Raw genomic sequence first — 20,099 nt, forward strand, 5'->3', positions numbered from 1 at the left:
GCCCAGCACGGCCCACCGCCGCCTGAGTCCCTTCCAAGCTCGCCATACAGCCAACGATCAAGACCGCTGACCGCTCGCTGCGAGCAATTCCTTCAAGATCGTCGCCGGGTCGGCCCGCTGTTGCTTGCGGTAGTTGCCGACATGGCGGACGAACAGTGTTGCGCGCGTCACCAGGCTCTTGCCGAGCACGGGTTTGCGATCCAACTCTTCCTTGATTCGTTGAAACTGCGCCTGGATCACCGCATCGGTGTAGCGCGTGCCGGTGGCCAGGTTGTCGATGTAGATCGCCACCGCGCCGTCGAGGGCGCTGCGTCCGTTGTCGATGGCGGTGGCGAACAGCTGCGCGCTGGCCTCGTCCTTGTTGTCCAGGGCCTGCTGGCGACTCTTCTGCAGGTTGGCCAGGCGGATGTTGTAGTTACTGATGGTCTCGGCCACCAACGCGGCCGACTGGATCAGGTTGCCCGCCGCCTCTTCGCGTTGCTGGGCGATCAGCGAGACATTGCGCTTGAGCTCTTCGTTGACCAACCCCAGCTCGGCCTGCAGCTTGGGGTCGGCGCTGGCGGCGATGATGCTGTCCAGGCGCTTGGTCGGGTCCTGGGCATCGTCGATGGCGTCGGTCAGCGCGGCCAGGCGGCCCTCTTTCTGCCACTGCGCGAACAGTTCCTTGTAGCGCGAGCGCGGCGCCGACAAGGCCCCCATCGCCACGCGGAAGCCGGTGGTTTCGTTGCTCTGCTCGGTGCCATCGGCAGCGAACAGCGGGTATTCGCGACGCATGCCGGTGAACAGCGTGCCCTCACCTTCCAGGTAGTTGCCGCCCTTGACCACAAAGCCGCCGTAGGTGCCCTGGCGACGCCCGGCGTGCACCAGTTGGAAAGACTCCTGGACCATTTCTGCGGCGTTGCCGATCACATCGAACATACCGATCGGGTTGGGCAATTTGGTGCCGATGGGCATCAACCGCGCCGCCTGCCCGGTGCCACCGGCGACCTGGTTGAAGACTGCGTAATCACCTAGCGGGCCGTCGCTGTCACTGCCGTCAGTGCGGCGCGGGAACAGGCGCCCTTCCAGATCCTGGCGGCTCACCGCGTGGCCGCCGCGCGCGGCGAATTCCCATTCCACTTCGGTGGGCAGGCGCACAAACCCCAGGCCGCCGTCATCCGCCGACGAACCGCGCCCGCTGACCGGCAGCAAGTCGCGGTGGTATTTCATCAACCAGGCGCTGTACACCGCCGAGAAGCGCTCGGCCTCAAAGCGCGAGAGCTTGACCTTGGGCAAACGCCCGGCCATGCCGCTGGGAACATCGCAGGCCGGCGCCGGCTCGCCGCTGGCCAGCGACTGCGCCTGGGACATCACCTGGGCGTACTGGCGGGCAGTCACTTCGTACTTGCCGATGAAGTAGAGCATGGGCTTGAGCGGGGTCTTGGCGTCGGTCTTCGGCATCAGTGGCGCGATGACTTTGTTCCACTCCTTCGGCAGGTCCTTGAGGGTGAACTGGCCGTTGATGAAGTCGCGGCGGTAACCGGAAATAAACGACTGCTGGTAGCCGGCCTCACCTTCGGCAAAGGGATAGCCGAGGCTGATCTCGCGATCGTCCAGGGTGCCCTGGGCCAGGACGTAGGCGTAGCGAAACAGCATATTGCCTTCGCACGGCAGCGGCAGGCTGACGTCGCCGGGCAACGGCTTGGGGTTGTCGAGCTTGTCGCTTGCCTCATCGGCCCAGGCCATCGAGGCCAGGCTCAGCGCCACACAGGCGCCCAGTAACTTATACATCTCTGATTCCTTCAGAAGCCTGGATACGCGCCACTCGCCAACCGCCACAGGCCGCCGCCACGGCGCTGACGCCAAGGACTGCAACCAGGGCCAGGGCGTAATGACGCGCCAGCAGGTGGCTGGCGTGTTCGCCCGGCACCTGCACGAATAATTGATTCAACCCCGCCTCGGCCAGTGCATACAGCCCGGCACTCAGCACGGCGGCAACACCTGCGCTGTACAGCGCCTGCATCACCACAAACAGCAACAGCGCGCCGGTGGAAAAGCCCAGCAGGCGCAGCACCGACAATTCCCGACGCTTGCGCGCCACCGCAGCCAACGCCCCGGCGAAGATCGCTGCGAACGCCCCCGCCAACGCCAACCCGGCGATGATCCAGAACACAATCGACAGGTTGCGGCTCAACGACTGCACCTGGGCGATGGTGTGCGCCTGGGTCGACACCAGCAGGTTCTGCCCGGCGAAATACACTCGCAGCGGCTCCACGTCGACCAGGCTGCGCGCATACAAGCGAAACGCCGGGTACACGCGCTGCTCGCTCATACCCACGGCTTCACCGTCCCAACCCAATGCCGGTACGGCGCGGCCATCGCGGTAATCCTCGGCCGCTTCCAGCAAACTCAAATCAGCAAACAACCCGTCGCGCGCAAAGGCTTCCAGCGGCACTACCGCCAGCACCTGCAGGCGTGTGCGCCGGGCCTCGACGCGCCCCGCCACTTGCCGTGCAACGCTGGTTTCCAGCCAATCGCCTGGCCGCGCCGCGAGCTTTTCGGCAGCGGTATGGCTCAGCACGATCTGGTCCAGCCCGCGCGGCATCGGCACGCCCGCCAGCAACGGATCGCCCGACGCTGTCGGCAGCATTTCCAGGGTCAGCGTGCCCACTTGCGCGGTGGCTGCAATCTGCCGTGTACGTGGCAGTGCAAACGCCACATCCGGGCGCTGGCCCAGTTGCTCGACAAATGCGCTGCTGAATCGACCACCGCCCAACGGAATAATTTCACGGGTCGCGGGGTCGGTCTCCAAACGTTCGGTCAAACTGCTAACCAGTCCAAATTTCAGGCCGAATAACACCAGCAACGGCGCGATCACGGCGACCAGTGCCAGCACCGAGCAGGCCGACAGCCACGCGTCGTTGCGGTAATCCTGCCAAGCCAGGGAGGCCACCAGAGGGATGCGCATCAGCTCGCCTCCCCGAGCGTCGCGGTGACACCGCCGTCGGTGTCGCGACGACAACTGATGCGCCGCACCTGCAAGCCGCTGGCACGCGCCAGGGCCTCGTCATGGGTGGCAATCACGCAGGCGGCGCGATGCTCGCGAGCCTGGGCCAGCAGCGCGTGCATCACGCGCTCGGCGTTCAGCGGGTCAAGCGAGGCAGTTGGCTCGTCCGCCAGCACCAGCTGCGGCGCATGGGCCAGCGCGCGGGCGCAGCTCACACGCTGGCGTTGCCCCACCGACAGCGCTGCCGGCTTCTTCATCAACTGATCACTGATTTCCAACTGCGCGGCCAGGCGCGCCACGCTGCCGTCATCCTTCAGGCCCAGCAGTTGCCGCGACAGCGCGATATTGCTGCGCACATCCAGAAACCCCAGCAGCCCGCCGGTTTGCAGCACATAACCCAGGTGCCTGCTGCGCAGCTCGGCCAGGGTGGATTGCTGATCGGCGCGCCACAACGCGGCGATATCCTGCTGATGGAAGTCAAACTGGCCGACTTGATCCGGCGCCAATACCAGCGCGAGCAAATCCAGCAAGGTGCTTTTGCCACAGCCGCTCGGACCGACAATTACCACTTGCTCACCGGCACGCAGCGCCAGCGCCGGAATCACCAGGCTGTAACGCTGGCTACCGACACCCCGGCTCTTATGCACCGCGCTCAGGTTCAGCATCAAGGCAGCGTCGACAGCGGCACGCGGTACAACGCATCGCCCGGCTCGGCATCGCCGAAACGGACCCAGTTGGCCACGTCATTGTGGAAGGTTTCGTAGAGACGGATTTTCGAGTCCAGCTCGTCGATAAAGTCTTCCTGCTCGGCCACGCTCAACGACAACCACAAGTCCTGGGTCATATTCAGCGACTTGCTGCGGTACGGCAGGCCTTCCAGGTATTCGCCGAGAATGCCGCCGTCGGCCAGGTTGCCGCCCTTGCGCAGGGCTTGCGGGTCGCGGCTCATATAAGCCGAGGCGCTGGCAATTTCCTGGAAGAAATCCTTGGGCGAGGTCTGGGTCTTGCGCGCCGCGTCGACAATCATTTTCAGCGACTGCTGCAGGTCATTGAGCTGCAACTTAGTCAGCATCACACACACCTGGAACGCCGGCAGCGCCGGGTTGGTCAGGTCGCGGTCGGCGGTCCAGGCGCTGACCAGCTGCGGCGCCTGGCTCGCGGTTTTGCGCCCGAGGAAATCCATGTGCATCGCGTAGCCGACCGCCGCCGATTTGTCCGCCAGGCTCGGCGAACTGCTCAACTGCGGCACCGGCTGCGGCGTATTGCTGCGCACCTGATGGACAAGGTTGGCGAACACCGTGCCGATCTCGTCGACACGCTCACCCAACTTGCGCACATCGCCACCCGGCACCGCCGTGTACAGATCGGCGATCTGCGGGTTGGCGTCGGCCGTGAGGATGCGGTACTGGCTCTCGGCACCGGCGTGGGTTTTCTTGCCGGCGTCGGTGCGCAGGTGCAGCGCGTAGATCTTGATCTGCTTGCCCAGCGCAGCCTGGCGCACTTCGGCTTCGTTCATCTGGGTGGCCGCAAAAGGGTCGTTCTTGCGCAGCGCGCCGGCATCGGTCACCAGCAGGATGATGCGACCGCCATAGCCGGACCAGTCCATGCCGTCCACGGCCTGCATCACGCCGGCGAACGCGTCCTCGTTGAACGAGTGGCTGGACACGGTGGACGCCTTGACCTGGCGCGCCATGTCGAGAAAACGCTGCGGGTCGCGGCCCTTATCGAGGGTGATCAGGGTCTTGGCCACGTATTCCAGGCCCGGGGTTTTCTTGATGCTGCTGCGAAAACCGACCATGCCGAAGCTGACACTGTCCAACTCGCCACGCTCGGCGATGCGGGTTTGCAGCTCGTGCACCACATCGCGGATCTGGTCGATATAGGGCTGCATGGACACGGTGGTATCGACCACCAGCACCACGGCGGTACGGAAGGCGTCCGCGTTGGCATTCAGCACCGGCGTGGCGGGTTTGGCGGCGGCGGTGCCGGGGTCGATGGAGGCCACGTTGAGCAACTGCACCGGCTGGCCGTTTTCGTCGAAACTCTCTTTGGAATCGAAGATCGGCAGCAGGTAGAACTGGTTCTGCGGCACCGCACTGGCGGTCGGTTCAAGGGCCAGCACCTGGCCGTTGTCGTCGCTGTTTTTCTGCGCCTTGGCCAACGCGCCCTTGGCGGCGGCGGGGTCGGCCAGCAGTTTCTCGACTTCGCTGGACTGGCGCAGGAACATCACCGGCGCCCGGCCCGAGCGCTCGGTGAACTTGAGCACCAGGCTCTGCTTCCAGTCACTGACTTGCGCGGCCGGTAACCAGCCATCGCTGCGGCCATCGGTGGCGGCGCCGACGCGGACCCACGGGCTGCCATCGACGTCCTTGCGCTGATAAACGTAGAGCACGGAAAACGCCGGCAGTCCTTCGCCTGGCGCGCCACCGGCATCATGCGAGAGCTTGGCGCCCGGCTTGCTGAGCACGCGCTGGAACAAGGTCTTCTTGCCGGCCATCAGCAGCGGGCGCTGACCGCCGTCCACCTCGGCCACTGCCGGTGTCGCCTCGGCCGGCGGCGCCTTGGGCAGCACGGCAGCCGGCGGCTTGGCGGGCTCATCGTTGCCACTCAGCCACCAGTAGCTCGCGCCACCAATGGCCAACGCGACCGCCACGGCCACGGCGGCCAATGCCAACACCGGCCCACGGCGCTGCTCGGACACGGCGTTGTGCTGGGTCGGCGTCACCACCGGCTGACGCACCGGCTGCGGCTGGGGTTTATCGGTCGGGATGTCGATGGTCACCGGTGTCATGCCCGCCAGGTCGAAGCTCAGCGGGATCGGCAACGGCCGCACCAGGGTGGCTTCCAACGACTCCGCTGGCAGGTTGTCCAGCGCTGCCAGCAACGCCGCCGCATCCGGGAAACGCTCCGCCGGGTCCTTGGCCAACAGCTTGCGCAGCACGTCCTGATAACGCCCGTGGTGCACCGGCAGCTCCGGCAAAGGCTCGGTCAGGTGCGCCAGCGCCGTGGACAGCGCATCGGTGCCGTTGTACGGCAGCTTGCCGACGAGGATTTCGTACAACACCACGCCCAACGCATACAGGTCGGCGCGGCCATCGATCTCCTGGCCCCGCGCCTGCTCCGGACTCATGTAGCTCGGCGTGCCCACGGCAAACCCGGCCTGGGTGAACTGGGTGCGGTCGTCCAGGGACTTGGCGATGCCGAAGTCCGACAGTACCGCCGTGCCATCGGCGCGAAACAGAATGTTCGCCGGCTTGACGTCGCGATGCACCAGGCCCTGGGCATGCGCATAGCCAAGTGCCGAGGCGATCTGGCGAATCAGCGTCACGCCCTGCTCCGGCGTCAGGCCGGCGGCGATGCGCTCTTTCAGCGTGCCGTTGGGCAGGTATTCCATGGCCATGTAATACAGCTCACCGACATTGCCGATGTCATGGATGGTCACTGTGTGCGGGTGCGACAAACGCGCCAGGGTCTTGCCCTCGCGCAGGAAGCGTTCGCAGAAGCTCGGGTCGGCCGCCAGTGCCGCCGCCATCACCTTCAATGCGACCTTGCGCTCCAGCGAACGCTGGGTCGCCAGGTACACGCTGGCCATGGCGCCTTCGCCGATTTCGCCTTCGATGTCATAGCCGGGAATCAGGATGTTCATGCCGATACCTTCACGACGATGGCGGTGATGTTGTCCGGCGCACCCCGGTTAAGCCCCAGGTGCACCAGGCTGCGCACGATTTCATCCGGCGCGTCGTGGCTGAGCACTTCGCGGATTTCATGGTCTTCGACGGTTTTGTTCAGGCCGTCGCTGCACAACAGGTAGCTGTCGCCAGGTGCGATCAGCAGGTCGATTACCGCCAGCTCCAACTGGGCTTCCACGCCAATCGCGCGGGTGACAATGTTGGCGCGTGGGTGCACACGGGCGTCGGCTTCGCTGAGCAAGCCGCTGTCTTGCAAGTCCTGGACGTAGCTGTGGTCGCGGGAGATGCCTTCGAGCACGCCGTCGCGCAGGCGGTACAGGCGGCTGTCGCCGGCCCACAGGCACACGCCGCGCAAGCCGCGCGCGGCCAGCACGACCACGGTGCTGCCCATCATCGTCACGCCACGGTTGGCGGTTTCTTCACGCACGGCCGCGTTGATGCGGATCAGGTCATTGCGCAGCGCCGCCGAGTATTCGTCGAGGGAACGCCCCACAGGGAGGCTGCGCAGGCTGTCGACGATCAGGCTGCTGACGTAGTCCCCCGCCGCATGCCCGCCCATGCCATCGGCGACCACCCACAGGCGATTCTCCGGCAGGTCCAGGCACGCGTCTTCGTTGACCTGGCGGACCATGCCGACATGGCTTTTGCTCGCAGATTTGTACGTCGACCCCATCTACACCACACCTTCTTGTCCGAGCAAAAACTGCGCAAAATCGCCGGTGGCAGGCAGGCCCTGACACCGCAATAAACCAGGGGAAATCGTCTGCGAACCACGGCCCCACCACAGGCTCGCACCGTCGCAGGCCTGTTCGGCGAGCGCATTCATGCGCTGCTCTGGCTCGCTGGCCGCTACGCGTTGCAGGCCGGCGAAACGACTGTCCACCGCGCGCAATGTGCTTGCCGGCACGCCCAGGCTGTCGAGGCCAGCATTGAAGCTTTCGAACGAGGCGCCGGCATCCAGGGTGCTGAGCAACAGCTCTTCGGCGTGCTCAAACCAGGTGTCCGGCCCGCCCACCAGCGAGGCAGGATTGGTGTCGTGATCCAGCAAGGCCACCACCGCCAGCGGGAAATAGCGCCCGACCCGGTCGATGCTCGGCATCACCACGCCCGCCGCCGCGTCCGGCCCGCATACGCCCGGCGCCAGTACAAAGCGCCACAGCGGGCTGACCAGGTACACGTTGAGCCAGTCGGCGCCGAGGCTGTGCTGGCTGGCGAGCAGACCCGCCGCCAGCCAGCTGTCCCACGGGCCGATAAAACTCTGCGGCAAGGCACGGCTGACAAAGTCGCCGCGGCTGGCCAGCTTGCCGTAGAAACCCAGGGTCGTCATAGCCGCTCCGGCAGGCTGAAGCCACTGAGCACACGGCTCTTGAACGGGTTGAAAGCGCTGTTGGCGCGCAGCTCGTAGGCAATGCTCGCGCCGTCGACCCGCAGGCGCAGGTTGAAGCGATCCGGCGAGTTGCCGGCGGTCAGGTCCGATTGCTCCAGCAGGCGGAACCATGCCCACGGCCCGTCCAACGTCACCCCGGAACGCCCGCTGGCCGACGGCGGCATGATCGAAATACGCACCACGCCAATGCTGCCGGGGTTCGGCCATTGCATCGCCACCGGCCGGCTCGGGCCATGGTCGTAACTCAATTGCTGGCCGTCGAGGTCAAGCAGGAACTGAGTGATGGTCGGGTCCATCGACACCGGCTTGAGCTCGAACCGCACGATCGGCTGGGTGCCGCCGGCGCGGAAGAACGCATCGCGAATCGTCGCGGCGCGCTGGAAGGTCTGCAGCACGCCCGGCGCAATCCCGAGCTTCTGCGCCGCGCCCGGCTGCCAGCGCCAGGTCTGCGCGGAGGTGTCCACGTACGGCTGCAGGTATTTGCGGAAGTAGTTGTCCATTACCCCGCCCACGCCGAAGAACTGGCCGAAGTCATCCAGGGTGGCATCCCGCGCGCTGCCCGGCGCCATCGGGTAGCGCCCGGCCAGGGACTGGCGATACACGTTGACCACTTCGCTGACCCAAGCCGCGTTCAGCTGGTTGCGCACGCCACCCATCATGCTGTTGGTAGTGGAATTGACCACCGACTTGACCATGCCCTGCACCAGCGGCGGTTGGCGTTCGGCATTCAGGCTGACCCGCGTGGCTGCCGCCGCTGCCTGGTTCTTCGCCTCGCCGAGCAAGGCATCACCGCTGGCGCCGACCATGGCGCTGACCTGCACATACAGCGCGTTCATGTCCGCCAACAGGCCGTCGATAGCTGCCGGCTCGCCTTCGTTCTTGCTGACGATGCTGTTGAGTTCGGCAAAGTGCGCGGTCACCGGATCGTCTGCTGCCTGCGGTGCATTGGCGACAGGTTGCTCCTGGCCGAGCAGGCTGCCGAGACGCTCCTTGAGCTTGTCGACGCCGCCTTCCACCGGTACGCCCTTGGCCGCCAGCTGCCGCTCTTCGGCCTGCAGATCGGTTTCCCTGGCCACCGCCACCAGCAGTTTTTTCAGCGGCGAGGTCGGGCCGGAAATCACCCGCAGCACGTCGGCGGCCTGGGCCACGCTGGTGATCGGCACAAAGTCGATATCGGCGAGCAAGGCATCCCACTGGCGCTGGTAATCCTGGAAATACAGGCGCCGCACATCGGCGGCCAGGCTCACCACGTTTTGCTGGTCGGCCTGCTCATGGCCGAGCACCCATTGCTCCTCGGCCAGGGTGCCGGTCTGATTCAGGCTGCTCAGCAGGAACGCCTGGCGATAGCCCTTGGCGGTGAAGAACCCACTCAACGGCTCGCCCAGCGGCTTGCCGCTCTTGCGGCTGAACACCAGCGCCGCGTCACGCCCAGCGGCTTCGTTGAGGCGAAAGTCCGGAATGCCTTCGGGCAGCTTCTGACGCTTGACCCGGTCGTAGACGCGCTGCGCCACCGGCAGTTGCTGCAGCTGGCGACGCAGGTCGTCGATCAGGCGCGGGTCGAGCCGCGCGCTCGGCGGATGGCGGTCGAACAGCGCCTGCAAGTGCCCGGTCAAGGCCTGGCGCTGGTCGGCCGGCAAGTCGCGCGGCAGGTTGCGATCCCAGTCCAGGGCGATCCAGGCCTTGATGAAGTCCGGGTCGTAGTGCTCGGTGTCGGCGAGCATCAGGTAAGCCTTGAGCCCCTCGTAGAGGAAGTCCGAATTGCCGCCGCCATGCAGTTGCTCTTCGATGCGCGTCACCAGGCGTGGCGCGAAGACGGCGATCAACAGCTTGCGATAGACGCTGGCGGACTCGGCTTCAAGCATGTCGCCCTGATACAGGCCCAACCCTTCGGACCAGCTCGGCGAGTCGCCCGCTAGGTTTTTAACCGCGTTGAGCAGCGGCAGCACCGCGAGCACATCACGCTGCGCCGGGCTGAGGTTCTGCACGGTCTGGCCGAGGGGCGCGACCTTCTGGTCGACCTGGGCGATATACGCCTGGTTGGCGCGATAGCTCACCCACCACAGGCCGCTGACCACCACCACCAACGCCACGGTGGCCGCGAGCACGCCGCGCGCGATCCACTTGCGCCGGCGCTCGACCTTCGGGTTCACCCCCACCAGCCCGCGCTCGGCGAAGGCCACGGCGGTGAAGAGTTTTTCGATGAAGTAACTGCGCCCAGTGCCACTCTGGCGCGCCAGGTGCTGGCGGTCCAGGTTCATGCTCTGGGCCATGGCGCCGATCAGGCGGTCGATCGGGCTGCCTTCCTGGGTGCCGCTGGTGAAGTACACGCCGCGCAGCAGCACGCGCTCTTCAAAGGCATTGGGCTTGAACACGCCCTCAAGAAAGCTTTGCAGGCAATCCTTCAAGGCGCCGAACTGCTGCGGGAAGCCATAGATCAGGTCGCGCCGCGCCGGGTCGCGTTCCTGTTGCAGGCGTTCGACCAGGCGCTCGTTGAGGCGCTGCTCCAGGCCGGCGAATTCGCTTTGCAAGTGCGCCAGCGGGCTGTCGCTGTTCTTGCCGTCATCGAGGGCAAAGGTCATGCCCCACACCTGGGCGCGCTCTTCCTTGCTCAGGTTGTCGAAGAATTCCATGAAGCCCGGCACCAGGTCGAGCTTGGTCAGCATCAGGTAGATCGGGAAGCGCACGCCCAGCTGGGTGTACAGCTCCTGGATCCGCAGGCGAATCGCGGCGGCGTGGGCAGCGCGTTCCTCGTCACTGCCCAGCAGCAGGTCCGACAGGCTGATGGCGATAAAGGCGCCATCGATCGGGCGGCGCGAACGCTGCTTTTTCAGCAGGTCGAGAAAGCCCAGCCACGCAGCCTTGTCCACCGTGGAGTTGCTGTCCTGGGTGGTGTAGCGGCCGGCGGTGTCGAGCAAAACGGCCTGGTCGGTAAACCACCAGTCACAATTGCGCGTACCACCGACACCGCGCACCGCTCCGGCGCCCAACTGGGCGGCGAGAGGAAAGTGCAGCCCGGAATTGACCAGCGCAGTGGTCTTGCCCGAACCCGGCGGGCCGATGATCACGTACCACGGCAGCTCGTAAAGGTTGCGCCGCTCATCACCGCCCAGCTTGGCCTTTTTCAGCAACGCCAGGGCTTCGTCCATGCGCTGGCGCAGGGTGGTGAGTTCTTCGGCGGTGGCCACGCTGTTGGGGTCGGCCGGGGTTTCCGCCGCCAGGCTGCGCATCACTTCGGCGGCCTGGCGCCGGGCCTGGAGGATGCGGAACACGCGGTAGGCGATCCACAGCGCAAACACCAGGATGATCAGCGCCCAGCGTCGCCCTTCGGGCACCAGCACGTCGAGCAATGGCCCGACAAACCAGATGATCAGGCTCAGGGCGATCAGGCCCAGGACGGGGATCACCCAGCGAATCATGAAACTGAAAAACGCCTTCACTCGACGCCCTCCGCCAATACGGTGATTTCAACCCGACGATTGCGGGCACGGCCTTCGGCAGTGGCGTTGGTCGCCACCGGCTCGGTGTCGCTTCTGCCTTCGGCACTGAAGCGATCGGCCTGGCCGGTCTTGGCCGCCAGGATCTCCAGCACCGACTTGGCGCGTGCTTCGGACAGCGCCCAGTTCGATGGGAAACGCAGCGTGGCAATCGGGCGGTTGTCGCTGTGCCCGGTCACACGCACCTGGCCCTTGACCTTGCGGATGGCGTCGGCAATGCGCAGCATCAGCGGCTGGTAGTCATCGACAATGCTGGAGCTGGCGGAGGCAAACAGTTCGTCGCCGCGGATCGTCACCACGGAACGGTCGACCGCATCCTCCACCGCAACGCGACCGGCCTTGATGTCTTCCACCAGGAAACCTGCCAGGCGTGGCCGTTCGATGACTTTGGGCTGCGCCACCGGACGGTCGATGGCCTGCACCGGGATTTCGCCCAGGGCATGGATATTCTTGAACACCGGCTCGGCGTCCGCGGCCAGCTTCATGCGCAAACCAAACAGCAGCGCCAGCAGCAGCGCCAGGCCGATGGCCACGGCGATCCACGGCGGCATGAACTGCGCCAACCGGTCACGCGCCACCGTCACGCCGCGCCAATGCGGCGACAGCTCGCGCTCGTGCTCGCCACGCGCACTGCGAATGGCAGCGGCGGTGCGTTCGCGCAGGGCTTCCAACTGGCTGCGACCGTCGTTCATCACGCGGTAGCGACCTTCGAAACCCAGGCACATGCACAGGTACAACAGCTCCAACAGGTACAGGCGTTCCCGTGGGCTTTGCAGGCAGTGGTCGAGTAGCTGGAAGACCTTTTCGCCGCCCCAGGCCTCGTTGTGCACAGTGATCAGCAGGCTCTGCTTGCCCCAGTCGCTGGTGCTGCCCCACGGCGTGCTCAGCACTGCTTCGTCAAGGGCGGTGCACAGCGCGTAACGCGCCAGCAGCACTTCGTTGCGCGCCACGCCGGCGGCTTCGGCACGTTCTTCGAACTGGCGCAGGTAGGCCAGCAATTGCGCGCGCAGGCTGGCCGGCGCCGGATGGGCGATGGTGCTGCGCAGGCGCGTGAGCAGTGCCAGCAGCGGGCCGGCGGCGCTTTCAAGCGGGTTGAGGCCCTGGCTCTTGCCGGTCAGGATCGGCGCCGCCGGCATCGACAGCGGGGCCGGTTGTGCACGCACCGGCTCCGGCGCCCGGCCACCCGGGCGCGGCATGAACTGGGTGCGGTCATCGTCATTGGGATGCATCGCGGATTATCCTCGGATCGCCCAGAAGGCCAGGTTCAAGCCCGGGAATTGCCCGGCGATATGGAAGGCAAAACCACCGGAGTTGCTCAGCTGCTGCCAGTGCTCGCTGCCACGGTCCAGCTCGTAATAAGTGGAGCCTGCGTGGTACGGGATCTGGCGCGGCGCCACCGGCAGCGGCAGCAGGCCGATGCCCGGCAGTTGCAGGTTGACCAGGTCGCGGATGTGCTCCACCGAGCCGACCTTGCTCTGCTGGCCGAAGCGCCCGCGCAGGGTTTCGCCCGGCACATCGGCGCGCACCACGAGGATGAAACTGGCGCTGTCGAGCAGGGTTTTGTCCGCCAGCATCGCCACGTGGACGCCATAGGCTTTCTCGACGATCGGGATCGGCGTGGCCTTGCTGTCGATCAGCATCGACAGGGCTTCACGCAGGGCCGCCATCACCGGGGCGAAGCTCAGGGCCAGGTCGTCGTGCTGGTACTGCGGGTATTCCTGCGGACGTCGGCCGGCGGTGGAAAAGGTCGAGAACTCCCCGGCCAGGCTCACCAGTTCGCTGAATAAGCGCTCCGGGTGCAGCGGGCTCAATTGGCTGAAATGCTGGAGCAGCGGCTGCGCCCGGTTGACCAGTTGCAGCAGCATGAAATCGGCAATCTCCGAGGCGCCTCCCGCGCCCGAGGCGACCACGCGGCCAGCCAGGGCTTCGCCACGCTGGTGCAGCAGGCCGAGCAGTTCGCTGCGAAACGCGGTCAGCGGTTTGCTCGCGGCCACATCGAGGACTGGCGGGATGTAGCTGTCATCGAGCACGAGTGCGCGGTCGGCGCGTTTTTCCTTGATGCGCACCAGGCCGATGGCGGCGTAGTCGCTGATGCCATCCTGCGCGGTCAACAGACGCAAGGCGCGCGAACCGACGGCCACCGGCGCGCGGTTCTCGAACGGCGCGTTGTCGTCGCGCACTTCGCGCACCTGGCTCACATAGCGCGCAGCGCCCAAGTCTTCGCCGTCATCAACGGTGTCACGGGCGCCCGCGCGCTTGAGCGGCAAGGCCAGGTACACCAGGCCGTCGCGCAGGGAGTCATCGATATTCAGCGGGCTTGGCGCCAGGTCATCCTGGGGGATGTTGAACGGCGTGCCGTCGGGCAACAGGCCGCGCGCCGAGACGATCGCCAGCTTGCCCTGGGCCAGCAGGCCCTGGTCGATCAGCAGCTCGGAGAACCCCCAGGCGCCCACGGACAACGGGCGGCTGCGGGCGTCGATCAGGTTTTCCAGGTAACGGTCATGCTGCTGGAAGTGCTGCGTTCCGATGAACATGCCTTCCGACCAGACCACGCGATTGTTCCAGGACATGGGGGCTCCGATTGCGTTATTGGGCAGGGCTGGATGGGGCAACCACGACGTCGGCGCGCACCGCGCGCACATCGAGGCTGATCTGGTATTCGGTGTATTGGCGCGCTGGCACGTTGATCACCGTGCGCCACTGCGCGCGGTCCAGCTCGCGATAGCCGACCAATAGCCCGATCTGGCGCGTGGACGGGTCGAGGTCGCGCTGGATGCTAATTTGCTCGCCGGGCTGCACCATGACTTCATCCTGGTCCAGCAGGTCCAGGCCGAGGGTGGATTGCGCGCGGTCAGCCAGGGCGAAGTAATCGGAGCGCGCGAAGGTGGCGGCGTTTTTCAGTTCGAAGATGCGCACCCGTACCGGGGCGGCCTGGCCGTTGGCGCCGGGGTTGAGCCCGGCAATCGCGTGAAAGTGCAGCTCGACGGCGGCAGTGTCCGCTGGCGCCTCGGTGGCGGCGTCGGGTTTGGCGGCATCCTTGGCACACGCCGTCAGCAGAAGCAGTGTGGCGACTGCGAATAAAAACCTGGGAATCATCCTGCGTCCTCAATGACGTACTTAGCTATCCGTTAATCCATATGTTGCGGGTCAGCGACGCTGGCGTGCGCTGTGTTCCTCATAGGCTCTGCTGAATTCGCGGCCGAACAGGTCCTGGAAGTCTTCCTGGGCCTCGCGGGAAATATTGCTGTAGAGCTCGGTGAACTGCTGCCAGTACTGGGCCTGGCGCGAGCCGTTGAAAAGACTCGAGAGCCCGCCGGGCTTGCCCATGCGCTCTTCCAGCTGCGCCGGCTCGAAACGCCCGAGCAGGTGTTTGATCGCTGCTTCCACACCGGCCATCACCGCCAACTGGTGGGCGCGCAAGTCGTCGAAACTGTCGCGCACGGCAGCATCGGGCGCCATAAACGCCTGGTTGCCATGGCGAAGCAGCAGCAGTAACGCTTCGTCGGCATTCGGTGCGAATTTCAACGGATTGTTTTCAGCGGGCTGGATCATCGTCTGCTGCATGCGGAACTCGCCCTTGAGGCTGGCGCGGGCGCGCAGCACATCGATCAAGCCTTCGACCATCAGCCGGTAGCTGCGGCCGATACTTTCCATCTGCGCGCAGGCATCGGCCCGGTCCAGGCGCAACTGGTCCAGGCCGGCACCGCGCAGGAAGGCTTGCAACAGATCCGGCTGTTGGCTGTCGGCCACGGGGAGCACGGGCTCGACCACGGGCGGCGGCGGGGTAATGGGCGCAGGTGGCGGTGACGGCGAAGGTGGCGGTGCGCTGACGACCGGTGCGGGCGTGTCGCCAAACAGGTCCCAGTCTTCAGGAATGACCGAACTCGGCACCACGGGTTTCTCAACGACCACAGGGGTCGGGGGGCGGAAGTCATGCTGCTCGGACGGCACGTGGTCCGGTACCGTCGCGGGCGGTACGGCAGTGGGGCTGAGGAAGTCGAACAGGTCCGGCAGCGTGTCCATCGACGACGCCCCATGGAACTGCGGCGCAATCACCGGCGTCGGCGTGGGAGTGCTCACCACGGCGCCCATCAGCGCTTCAAAACTGTTCGGTGAATCCCCGGCAAACGGCTGGCTGTCGACCGCCTGCACATTGAAGTCGATACGCGCCTGGATCTCGTAATCGCCAATGCGGATCAACTCGCCATTTTGAAGGGGTTCGCTGTTACCCCGGCGCATCCGAATACCGGCGTTGACCAACTCCACGCCATTGGTGCTGTTATCGGTTAAATAATAACGGCCTTCTTTGTATTGAATAACGCAGTGTTGTGAAGACACCAGCCGCTCAGGGTCAGGCAACACCCAGTCATTGTCCGCGCTGCGGCCGATAGCCATCGAGCCCTGATTCATGGACTTTTCCGAGCACTGCCCAGGGGTGATCTTGTGATAACTAGTGATAGTCAAACACAGCGACATCTTGCCTCCTTGCTGATACTTCGCGCGCAGTCGATTCCCGGGCCGAGCGGTTCCCGGGAGATCCCCATCTGGTCGTGCAATCGACCGTCCACAACCTGCCGATACCAGCATGATCGCTGATCTTAACTGGGCTCCATGACAAAAATCCTGTCCTGGTACGCCGTTCGACCCACCAGTCGTGCAGGTTGTTAAGCACCGCACATCTGTCACAGAGGGCGAATAGCTTACCTTGACAAGCCCTAAGTACTACACCAAAAATGCACAACTTCTTGAATACCAGTGATGGCACATTAGTGGCATCTTGCTTATATGACCAAGAAAACATGCAAAGTTCCTCGCGCAACTAATGCATGCATTGCCCGCCATCTAACGGGCTGATAGGGAGATCAATTTCAGTGGATGTGCCGTTGCTGCTCACCGCCGTTTCCGCAACTTCGCCGTGTGGCGAAGACATGGAATATGACGCGGACTTTCTCCAACTGGAGCGTGATGCCAAGGGCCAACCCGAGCGCAGCATGGGCGATTCGATTTTGCCCGCTGAACCGCCGGAATGGCGCAGCATCCAGCAGCAAAGCCTCGACTTGTTGCAGCGCAGCAAGGACCTGCGAATCACCCATTTCCTGTTGCAAAGCTCGCTCGCCCTGCAAGGCGTGGCCGGGCTCGCAGAAGTGCTCACGCTGATCAACGCGCTGCTGCGCGAATACTGGGCCGACCTGCACCCACGCCTGGATGCCGACGACTATAACGACCCCACGGTTCGCATCAACGCACTGTCCGGCCTGACCAGCGACGCGACCATTCGCCTGCTGCGCGAAAGCATCCTCACCCGCTCGCGCACCTTCGGCCCGGTCAGCCTGCGGGCCGCGCTGAACGCCAGCGGCCTGATGAATTTCCCCGATGAGCAGCTCGGCGCGCAGCAACTCAACGCCGCGTTCCTGGACAGCGACCCCGAGCAATTACAGGCCACCCGCGATGCCCTGGGCGCCGCGCGCGCCGCTTGCGAAGCCATCGAACAACAGGTCAGCGACCAGGTCGGTTCGGCCCAGGGCGTCGACCTCAGCCTGTTGAAGCAACCGCTCAAGCAGGCCCTGCAAATCCTCAACCAATTCGTACCGAACAGCGACACCCGCAGCGAACCCGAGGCCGTCAGTGACGACAATGCCCCCTCGGTCGACTTCGCCGCAGCCCCCGTAGCACCGCGCCCCACTGGCGACATCGCCAGCCGCGATGACGTGCTGCGCAGCCTCGACAAAATCCTTGCGTACTACACCCGGCACGAGCCTTCGAGCCCGCTGCCGGTGTTGTTGAACCGGGCCAAGAATCTGGTGCACGCCGACTTCGCGGCCATCGTGCGCAACCTGATTCCCGACGGCATGTCCCAATTTGAAAACCTGCGCGGTCCGGACGGCGATTAAGCCGCCCGAGCGTGCAGTAACAACACCGTCGCTCAAGCGACCAGGAGCAGCAACGTGGCGAAGCAAAGTTCTCAGAAATTCATCGCGCGCAACCGCGCGCCTCGAGTGCAGATCGAGTACGACGTCGAGCTCTACGGCGCCGAGAAAAAGGTCCAGCTGCCCTTCGTGATGGGCGTGATGGCCGACCTCGCCGGCAAGCCTGCCGAGCCTCTGGCGCCCGTGGCCGACCGCAAGTTCCTTGAAGTCGATGTCGACAATTTCGACTCGCGCCTCAAGGCCATGCAGCCGCGCGTGGCATTCCACGTCCCCAACGAGCTGACCGGCGAAGGCAACCTGAGCCTGGATATCACCTTCGAAAGCATGGACGACTTCAGCCCGGCGGCCGTGGCCCGCAAGGTCGATTCGCTGAACCAGCTGCTCGAAGCCCGTACCCAGCTGGCCAACCTGCTGACCTACATGGACGGCAAGACTGGCGCTGAAGAAATCATCATGAAGGCGATCAAGGACCCGGCATTGCTCCAGGCACTTGCCAGCGCACCCAAGTCTGCAGGGGACCAATAATCATGACGGACAATACCGCCCGCGAAGGCTCCCAGATCCTGGGGGCTACCGAAGAAGCCAGCGAGTTCGCGAACCTGCTGCTGCAAGAATTCAAGCCCAAGACCGAGCGTGCCCGCGAAGCCGTGGAAACCGCCGTGCGCACCCTGGCCGAGCAGGCCCTGGCGCAAACCGACCTGGTGTCCAATGACGCGATCAAGTCGATCGAATCGATCATCGCCGCCATCGACGCCAAGCTCACCGCCCAGGTCAACCAGATCATCCACCACCAGGATTTCCAGCAGCTGGAAAGCGCCTGGCGTGGCCTGCACTACCTGGTCAACAACACCGAGAGCGATGAGCAGCTCAAGATCCGCGTGCTCAACATCTCCAAGCCGGACCTGCACAAGACCCTGAAGAAATTCAAGGGTACTGCCTGGGACCAGAGCCCGATCTTCAAGAAGATGTACGAAGAAGAATACGGCCAGTTCGGCGGCGAACCGTACGGTTGCCTGGTCGGCGACTACTACTTCGACCAGTCGCCACCGGACGTCGAGCTGCTGGGCGAGCTGTCGAAAGTCTGCGCCGCCATGCACTCGCCGTTCATCGCTGCAGCGTCGCCGACCGTGATGGGCATGGGCTCGTGGCAGGAACTGTCGAACCCGCGCGACCTGACCAAGATCTTCACCACCCCGGAATACGCCGGCTGGCGCTCGCTGCGCGAATCGGAAGACTCGCGCTACATCGGCCTGACCATGCCGCGCTTCCTGGCGCGCCTGCCATATGGCGCCAAGACCGACCCGGTGGAAGCCTTCGCCTTCGAAGAAAACACCGACGGCGCCGACAGCTCCAAATACACCTGGGCCAACGCCGCCTACGCGATGGCCGTGAACATCAACCGCTCCTTCAAGCACTACGGCTGGTGCTCGCGCATCCGTGGCGTGGAGTCCGGCGGTGAAGTGGAAAACCTGCCGGCCCACACGTTCCCTACCGATGACGGTGGCGTGGACATGAAGTGCCCGACCGAAATCGCCATCAGCGACCGCCGCGAAGCGGAACTGGCGAAGAACGGTTTCATGCCGCTGCTGCACAAGAAAAACACCGACTTCGCCGCGTTCATTGGTGCGCAGTCGCTGCAGAAACCGGCCGAATACGACGACCCGGACGCCACCGCCAACGCCAACCTGGCCGCACGCCTGCCGTACCTGTTCGCCACCTGCCGTTTCGCCCACTACTTGAAGTGCATCGTGCGCGACAAGATCGGCTCCTTCAAAGAGAAGGACGAGATGCAGCGCTGGTTGCAGGACTGGATCCTCAACTACGTCGACGGTGACCCGGCGCACTCCACCGAGACCACCAAGGCCCAGCACCCGTTGGCGGCGGCCGAAGTGATCGTGGAAGACGTCGAAGGCAACCCGGGGTACTACAACTCCAAGTTCTACCTGCGCCCGCACTACCAGCTCGAAGGGCTGACCGTGTCGCTGCGCCTGGTATCGAAGCTGCCGTCGGCGAAAAGCGCCTAAACATCGGATGAGCTAGCTCTTCTGTGGGAGCCGGGCTTGTGTGGGAGCGGGCTCCCACACAAACCAAATCGAGTGGCGCACGCCACACAGGGAGAAAACATGGCTGTTGATATTTTCATCAAGATCGGCGACATCAAGGGCGAGTCCATGGACAAGGCCCACAAGGACGAAATCGACGTGCTGAACTGGAGCTGGGGCATGGCCCAGTCCGGCAACATGCACGTGGGCGGTGGCGGCGGTGCGGGCAAGGTGAATATCCAGGACCTGTCGCTGACCAAGTACGTCGACAAGGCGTCGCCGAACCTGATGATGCACTGCGCCAGCGGCAAGCACATCGACAAGGTCAAGCTGACCGTGCGCAAGGCCGGTGGCGAGAGCCAGGTCGAGTACATGGTGATCAACCTGGAAGAAGTGCTGGTCACCTCGCTGAGCACCGGCGGTTCGGGCACCGATGACCGCCTGACCGAAAACGTCACCCTGAACTTCGCCCAAGTGATGGTCGACTACCAGCCGCAGAAAGCCGACGGCACCAAAGACGGCGGCGCGATCAAGTTTGGCTGGAATATCCGTTCCAACACCAAGCGCTGATAAC

General features: G+C 64.7%; 15 protein-coding genes. 4 read left to right on the forward strand and 11 right to left on the reverse strand.

Annotated elements, in window-relative coordinates:
- Positions 1-57 precede the first annotated feature (57 nt).
- Genes BBG20_RS09490 through tagH form a run of 11 tightly spaced genes read right to left on the reverse strand, consistent with a single transcriptional unit; the run spans position 58 to position 16,032 of the window.
- Positions 58-1,770 carry an SUMF1/EgtB/PvdO family nonheme iron enzyme gene (locus BBG20_RS09490; protein ID WP_065902506.1) on the reverse strand — a complete coding sequence of 571 codons (1,713 nt, stop codon included), beginning with the start codon at positions 1,768-1,770 and terminating at the stop codon, positions 58-60.
- The gene (locus BBG20_RS09495) at positions 1,763-2,947 is read right to left on the reverse strand and encodes an FtsX-like permease family protein (protein WP_065902510.1); all 1,185 of its coding nucleotides are present in this window, start codon (positions 2,945-2,947) and stop codon (positions 1,763-1,765) included. The genes BBG20_RS09490 and BBG20_RS09495 overlap by 8 nt, the downstream gene beginning before the upstream one ends.
- Positions 2,947-3,651, reverse strand: a complete 705-nt coding sequence (locus BBG20_RS09500) for an ABC transporter ATP-binding protein (RefSeq protein WP_065902511.1) — start codon at positions 3,649-3,651, stop codon at positions 2,947-2,949. Before BBG20_RS09500 ends, BBG20_RS09495 begins: the two co-directional genes overlap by 1 nt.
- Entirely contained in the window at positions 3,651-6,632 is a 2,982-nt protein-coding gene (locus BBG20_RS09505) for a serine/threonine-protein kinase (RefSeq protein WP_065902513.1), read from the reverse strand. Before BBG20_RS09505 ends, BBG20_RS09500 begins: the two co-directional genes overlap by 1 nt.
- Positions 6,629-7,348, reverse strand: a complete 720-nt coding sequence (locus BBG20_RS09510) for a PP2C family protein-serine/threonine phosphatase (RefSeq protein WP_065902515.1) — start codon at positions 7,346-7,348, stop codon at positions 6,629-6,631. Before BBG20_RS09510 ends, BBG20_RS09505 begins: the two co-directional genes overlap by 4 nt.
- Positions 7,349-8,002, reverse strand: coding sequence for a type VI secretion system-associated protein TagF (gene tagF / locus BBG20_RS09515; protein WP_065902517.1), 654 nt, complete (start codon positions 8,000-8,002; stop codon positions 7,349-7,351). It lies immediately after the preceding gene.
- On the reverse strand, positions 7,999-11,499 hold the full coding sequence (gene tssM, locus BBG20_RS09520) for a type VI secretion system membrane subunit TssM (protein ID WP_065902519.1): 3,501 nt from the start codon (positions 11,497-11,499) through the stop codon (positions 7,999-8,001). The genes tagF and tssM overlap by 4 nt, the downstream gene beginning before the upstream one ends.
- Positions 11,496-12,785 carry a DotU family type VI secretion system protein gene (locus BBG20_RS09525; protein ID WP_065902521.1) on the reverse strand — a complete coding sequence of 430 codons (1,290 nt, stop codon included), beginning with the start codon at positions 12,783-12,785 and terminating at the stop codon, positions 11,496-11,498. Before BBG20_RS09525 ends, tssM begins: the two co-directional genes overlap by 4 nt.
- A gap of 6 nt (positions 12,786-12,791) precedes the next feature.
- Positions 12,792-14,126 carry a type VI secretion system baseplate subunit TssK gene (tssK, locus tag BBG20_RS09530; protein ID WP_065902522.1) on the reverse strand — a complete coding sequence of 445 codons (1,335 nt, stop codon included), beginning with the start codon at positions 14,124-14,126 and terminating at the stop codon, positions 12,792-12,794.
- Positions 14,127-14,142: 16 nt separating this feature from the next.
- Complete coding sequence (gene tssJ / locus BBG20_RS09535; protein WP_065902524.1) at positions 14,143-14,652, reverse strand: type VI secretion system lipoprotein TssJ; 510 nt, start codon at positions 14,650-14,652, stop codon at positions 14,143-14,145.
- 51 nt (positions 14,653-14,703) lie between these two features.
- Positions 14,704-16,032, reverse strand: coding sequence for a type VI secretion system-associated FHA domain protein TagH (gene tagH / locus BBG20_RS09540; protein WP_065902525.1), 1,329 nt, complete (start codon positions 16,030-16,032; stop codon positions 14,704-14,706).
- Positions 16,033-16,427: 395 nt separating this feature from the next.
- Between tagH and tssA the strand changes: the two genes are divergently transcribed.
- The 4 genes from tssA (at position 16,428) to BBG20_RS09560 (ending at position 20,095) form a co-directional block, all read left to right on the forward strand.
- The gene (gene tssA / locus BBG20_RS09545) at positions 16,428-17,447 is read left to right on the forward strand and encodes a type VI secretion system protein TssA (protein ID WP_065902526.1); all 1,020 of its coding nucleotides are present in this window, start codon (positions 16,428-16,430) and stop codon (positions 17,445-17,447) included.
- Between the two features lie 54 nt (positions 17,448-17,501).
- Positions 17,502-18,008 (forward strand): type VI secretion system contractile sheath small subunit, encoded by a 507-nt coding sequence (gene tssB / locus BBG20_RS09550; RefSeq protein ID WP_065902531.1) that lies wholly within the window; start codon positions 17,502-17,504, stop codon positions 18,006-18,008.
- Between the two features lie 2 nt (positions 18,009-18,010).
- Positions 18,011-19,507 carry a type VI secretion system contractile sheath large subunit gene (gene tssC / locus BBG20_RS09555; protein ID WP_032884437.1) on the forward strand — a complete coding sequence of 499 codons (1,497 nt, stop codon included), beginning with the start codon at positions 18,011-18,013 and terminating at the stop codon, positions 19,505-19,507.
- 99 nt (positions 19,508-19,606) lie between these two features.
- On the forward strand, positions 19,607-20,095 hold the full coding sequence (locus BBG20_RS09560; RefSeq protein ID WP_005792512.1) for an Hcp family type VI secretion system effector: 489 nt from the start codon (positions 19,607-19,609) through the stop codon (positions 20,093-20,095).
- Positions 20,096-20,099 lie beyond the last annotated feature (4 nt).

The organism is Pseudomonas aylmerensis (genome assembly GCF_001702265.1).
In the GTDB taxonomy this organism is placed as follows: Bacteria; Pseudomonadota; Gammaproteobacteria; order Pseudomonadales; family Pseudomonadaceae; genus Aquipseudomonas; species Aquipseudomonas aylmerensis.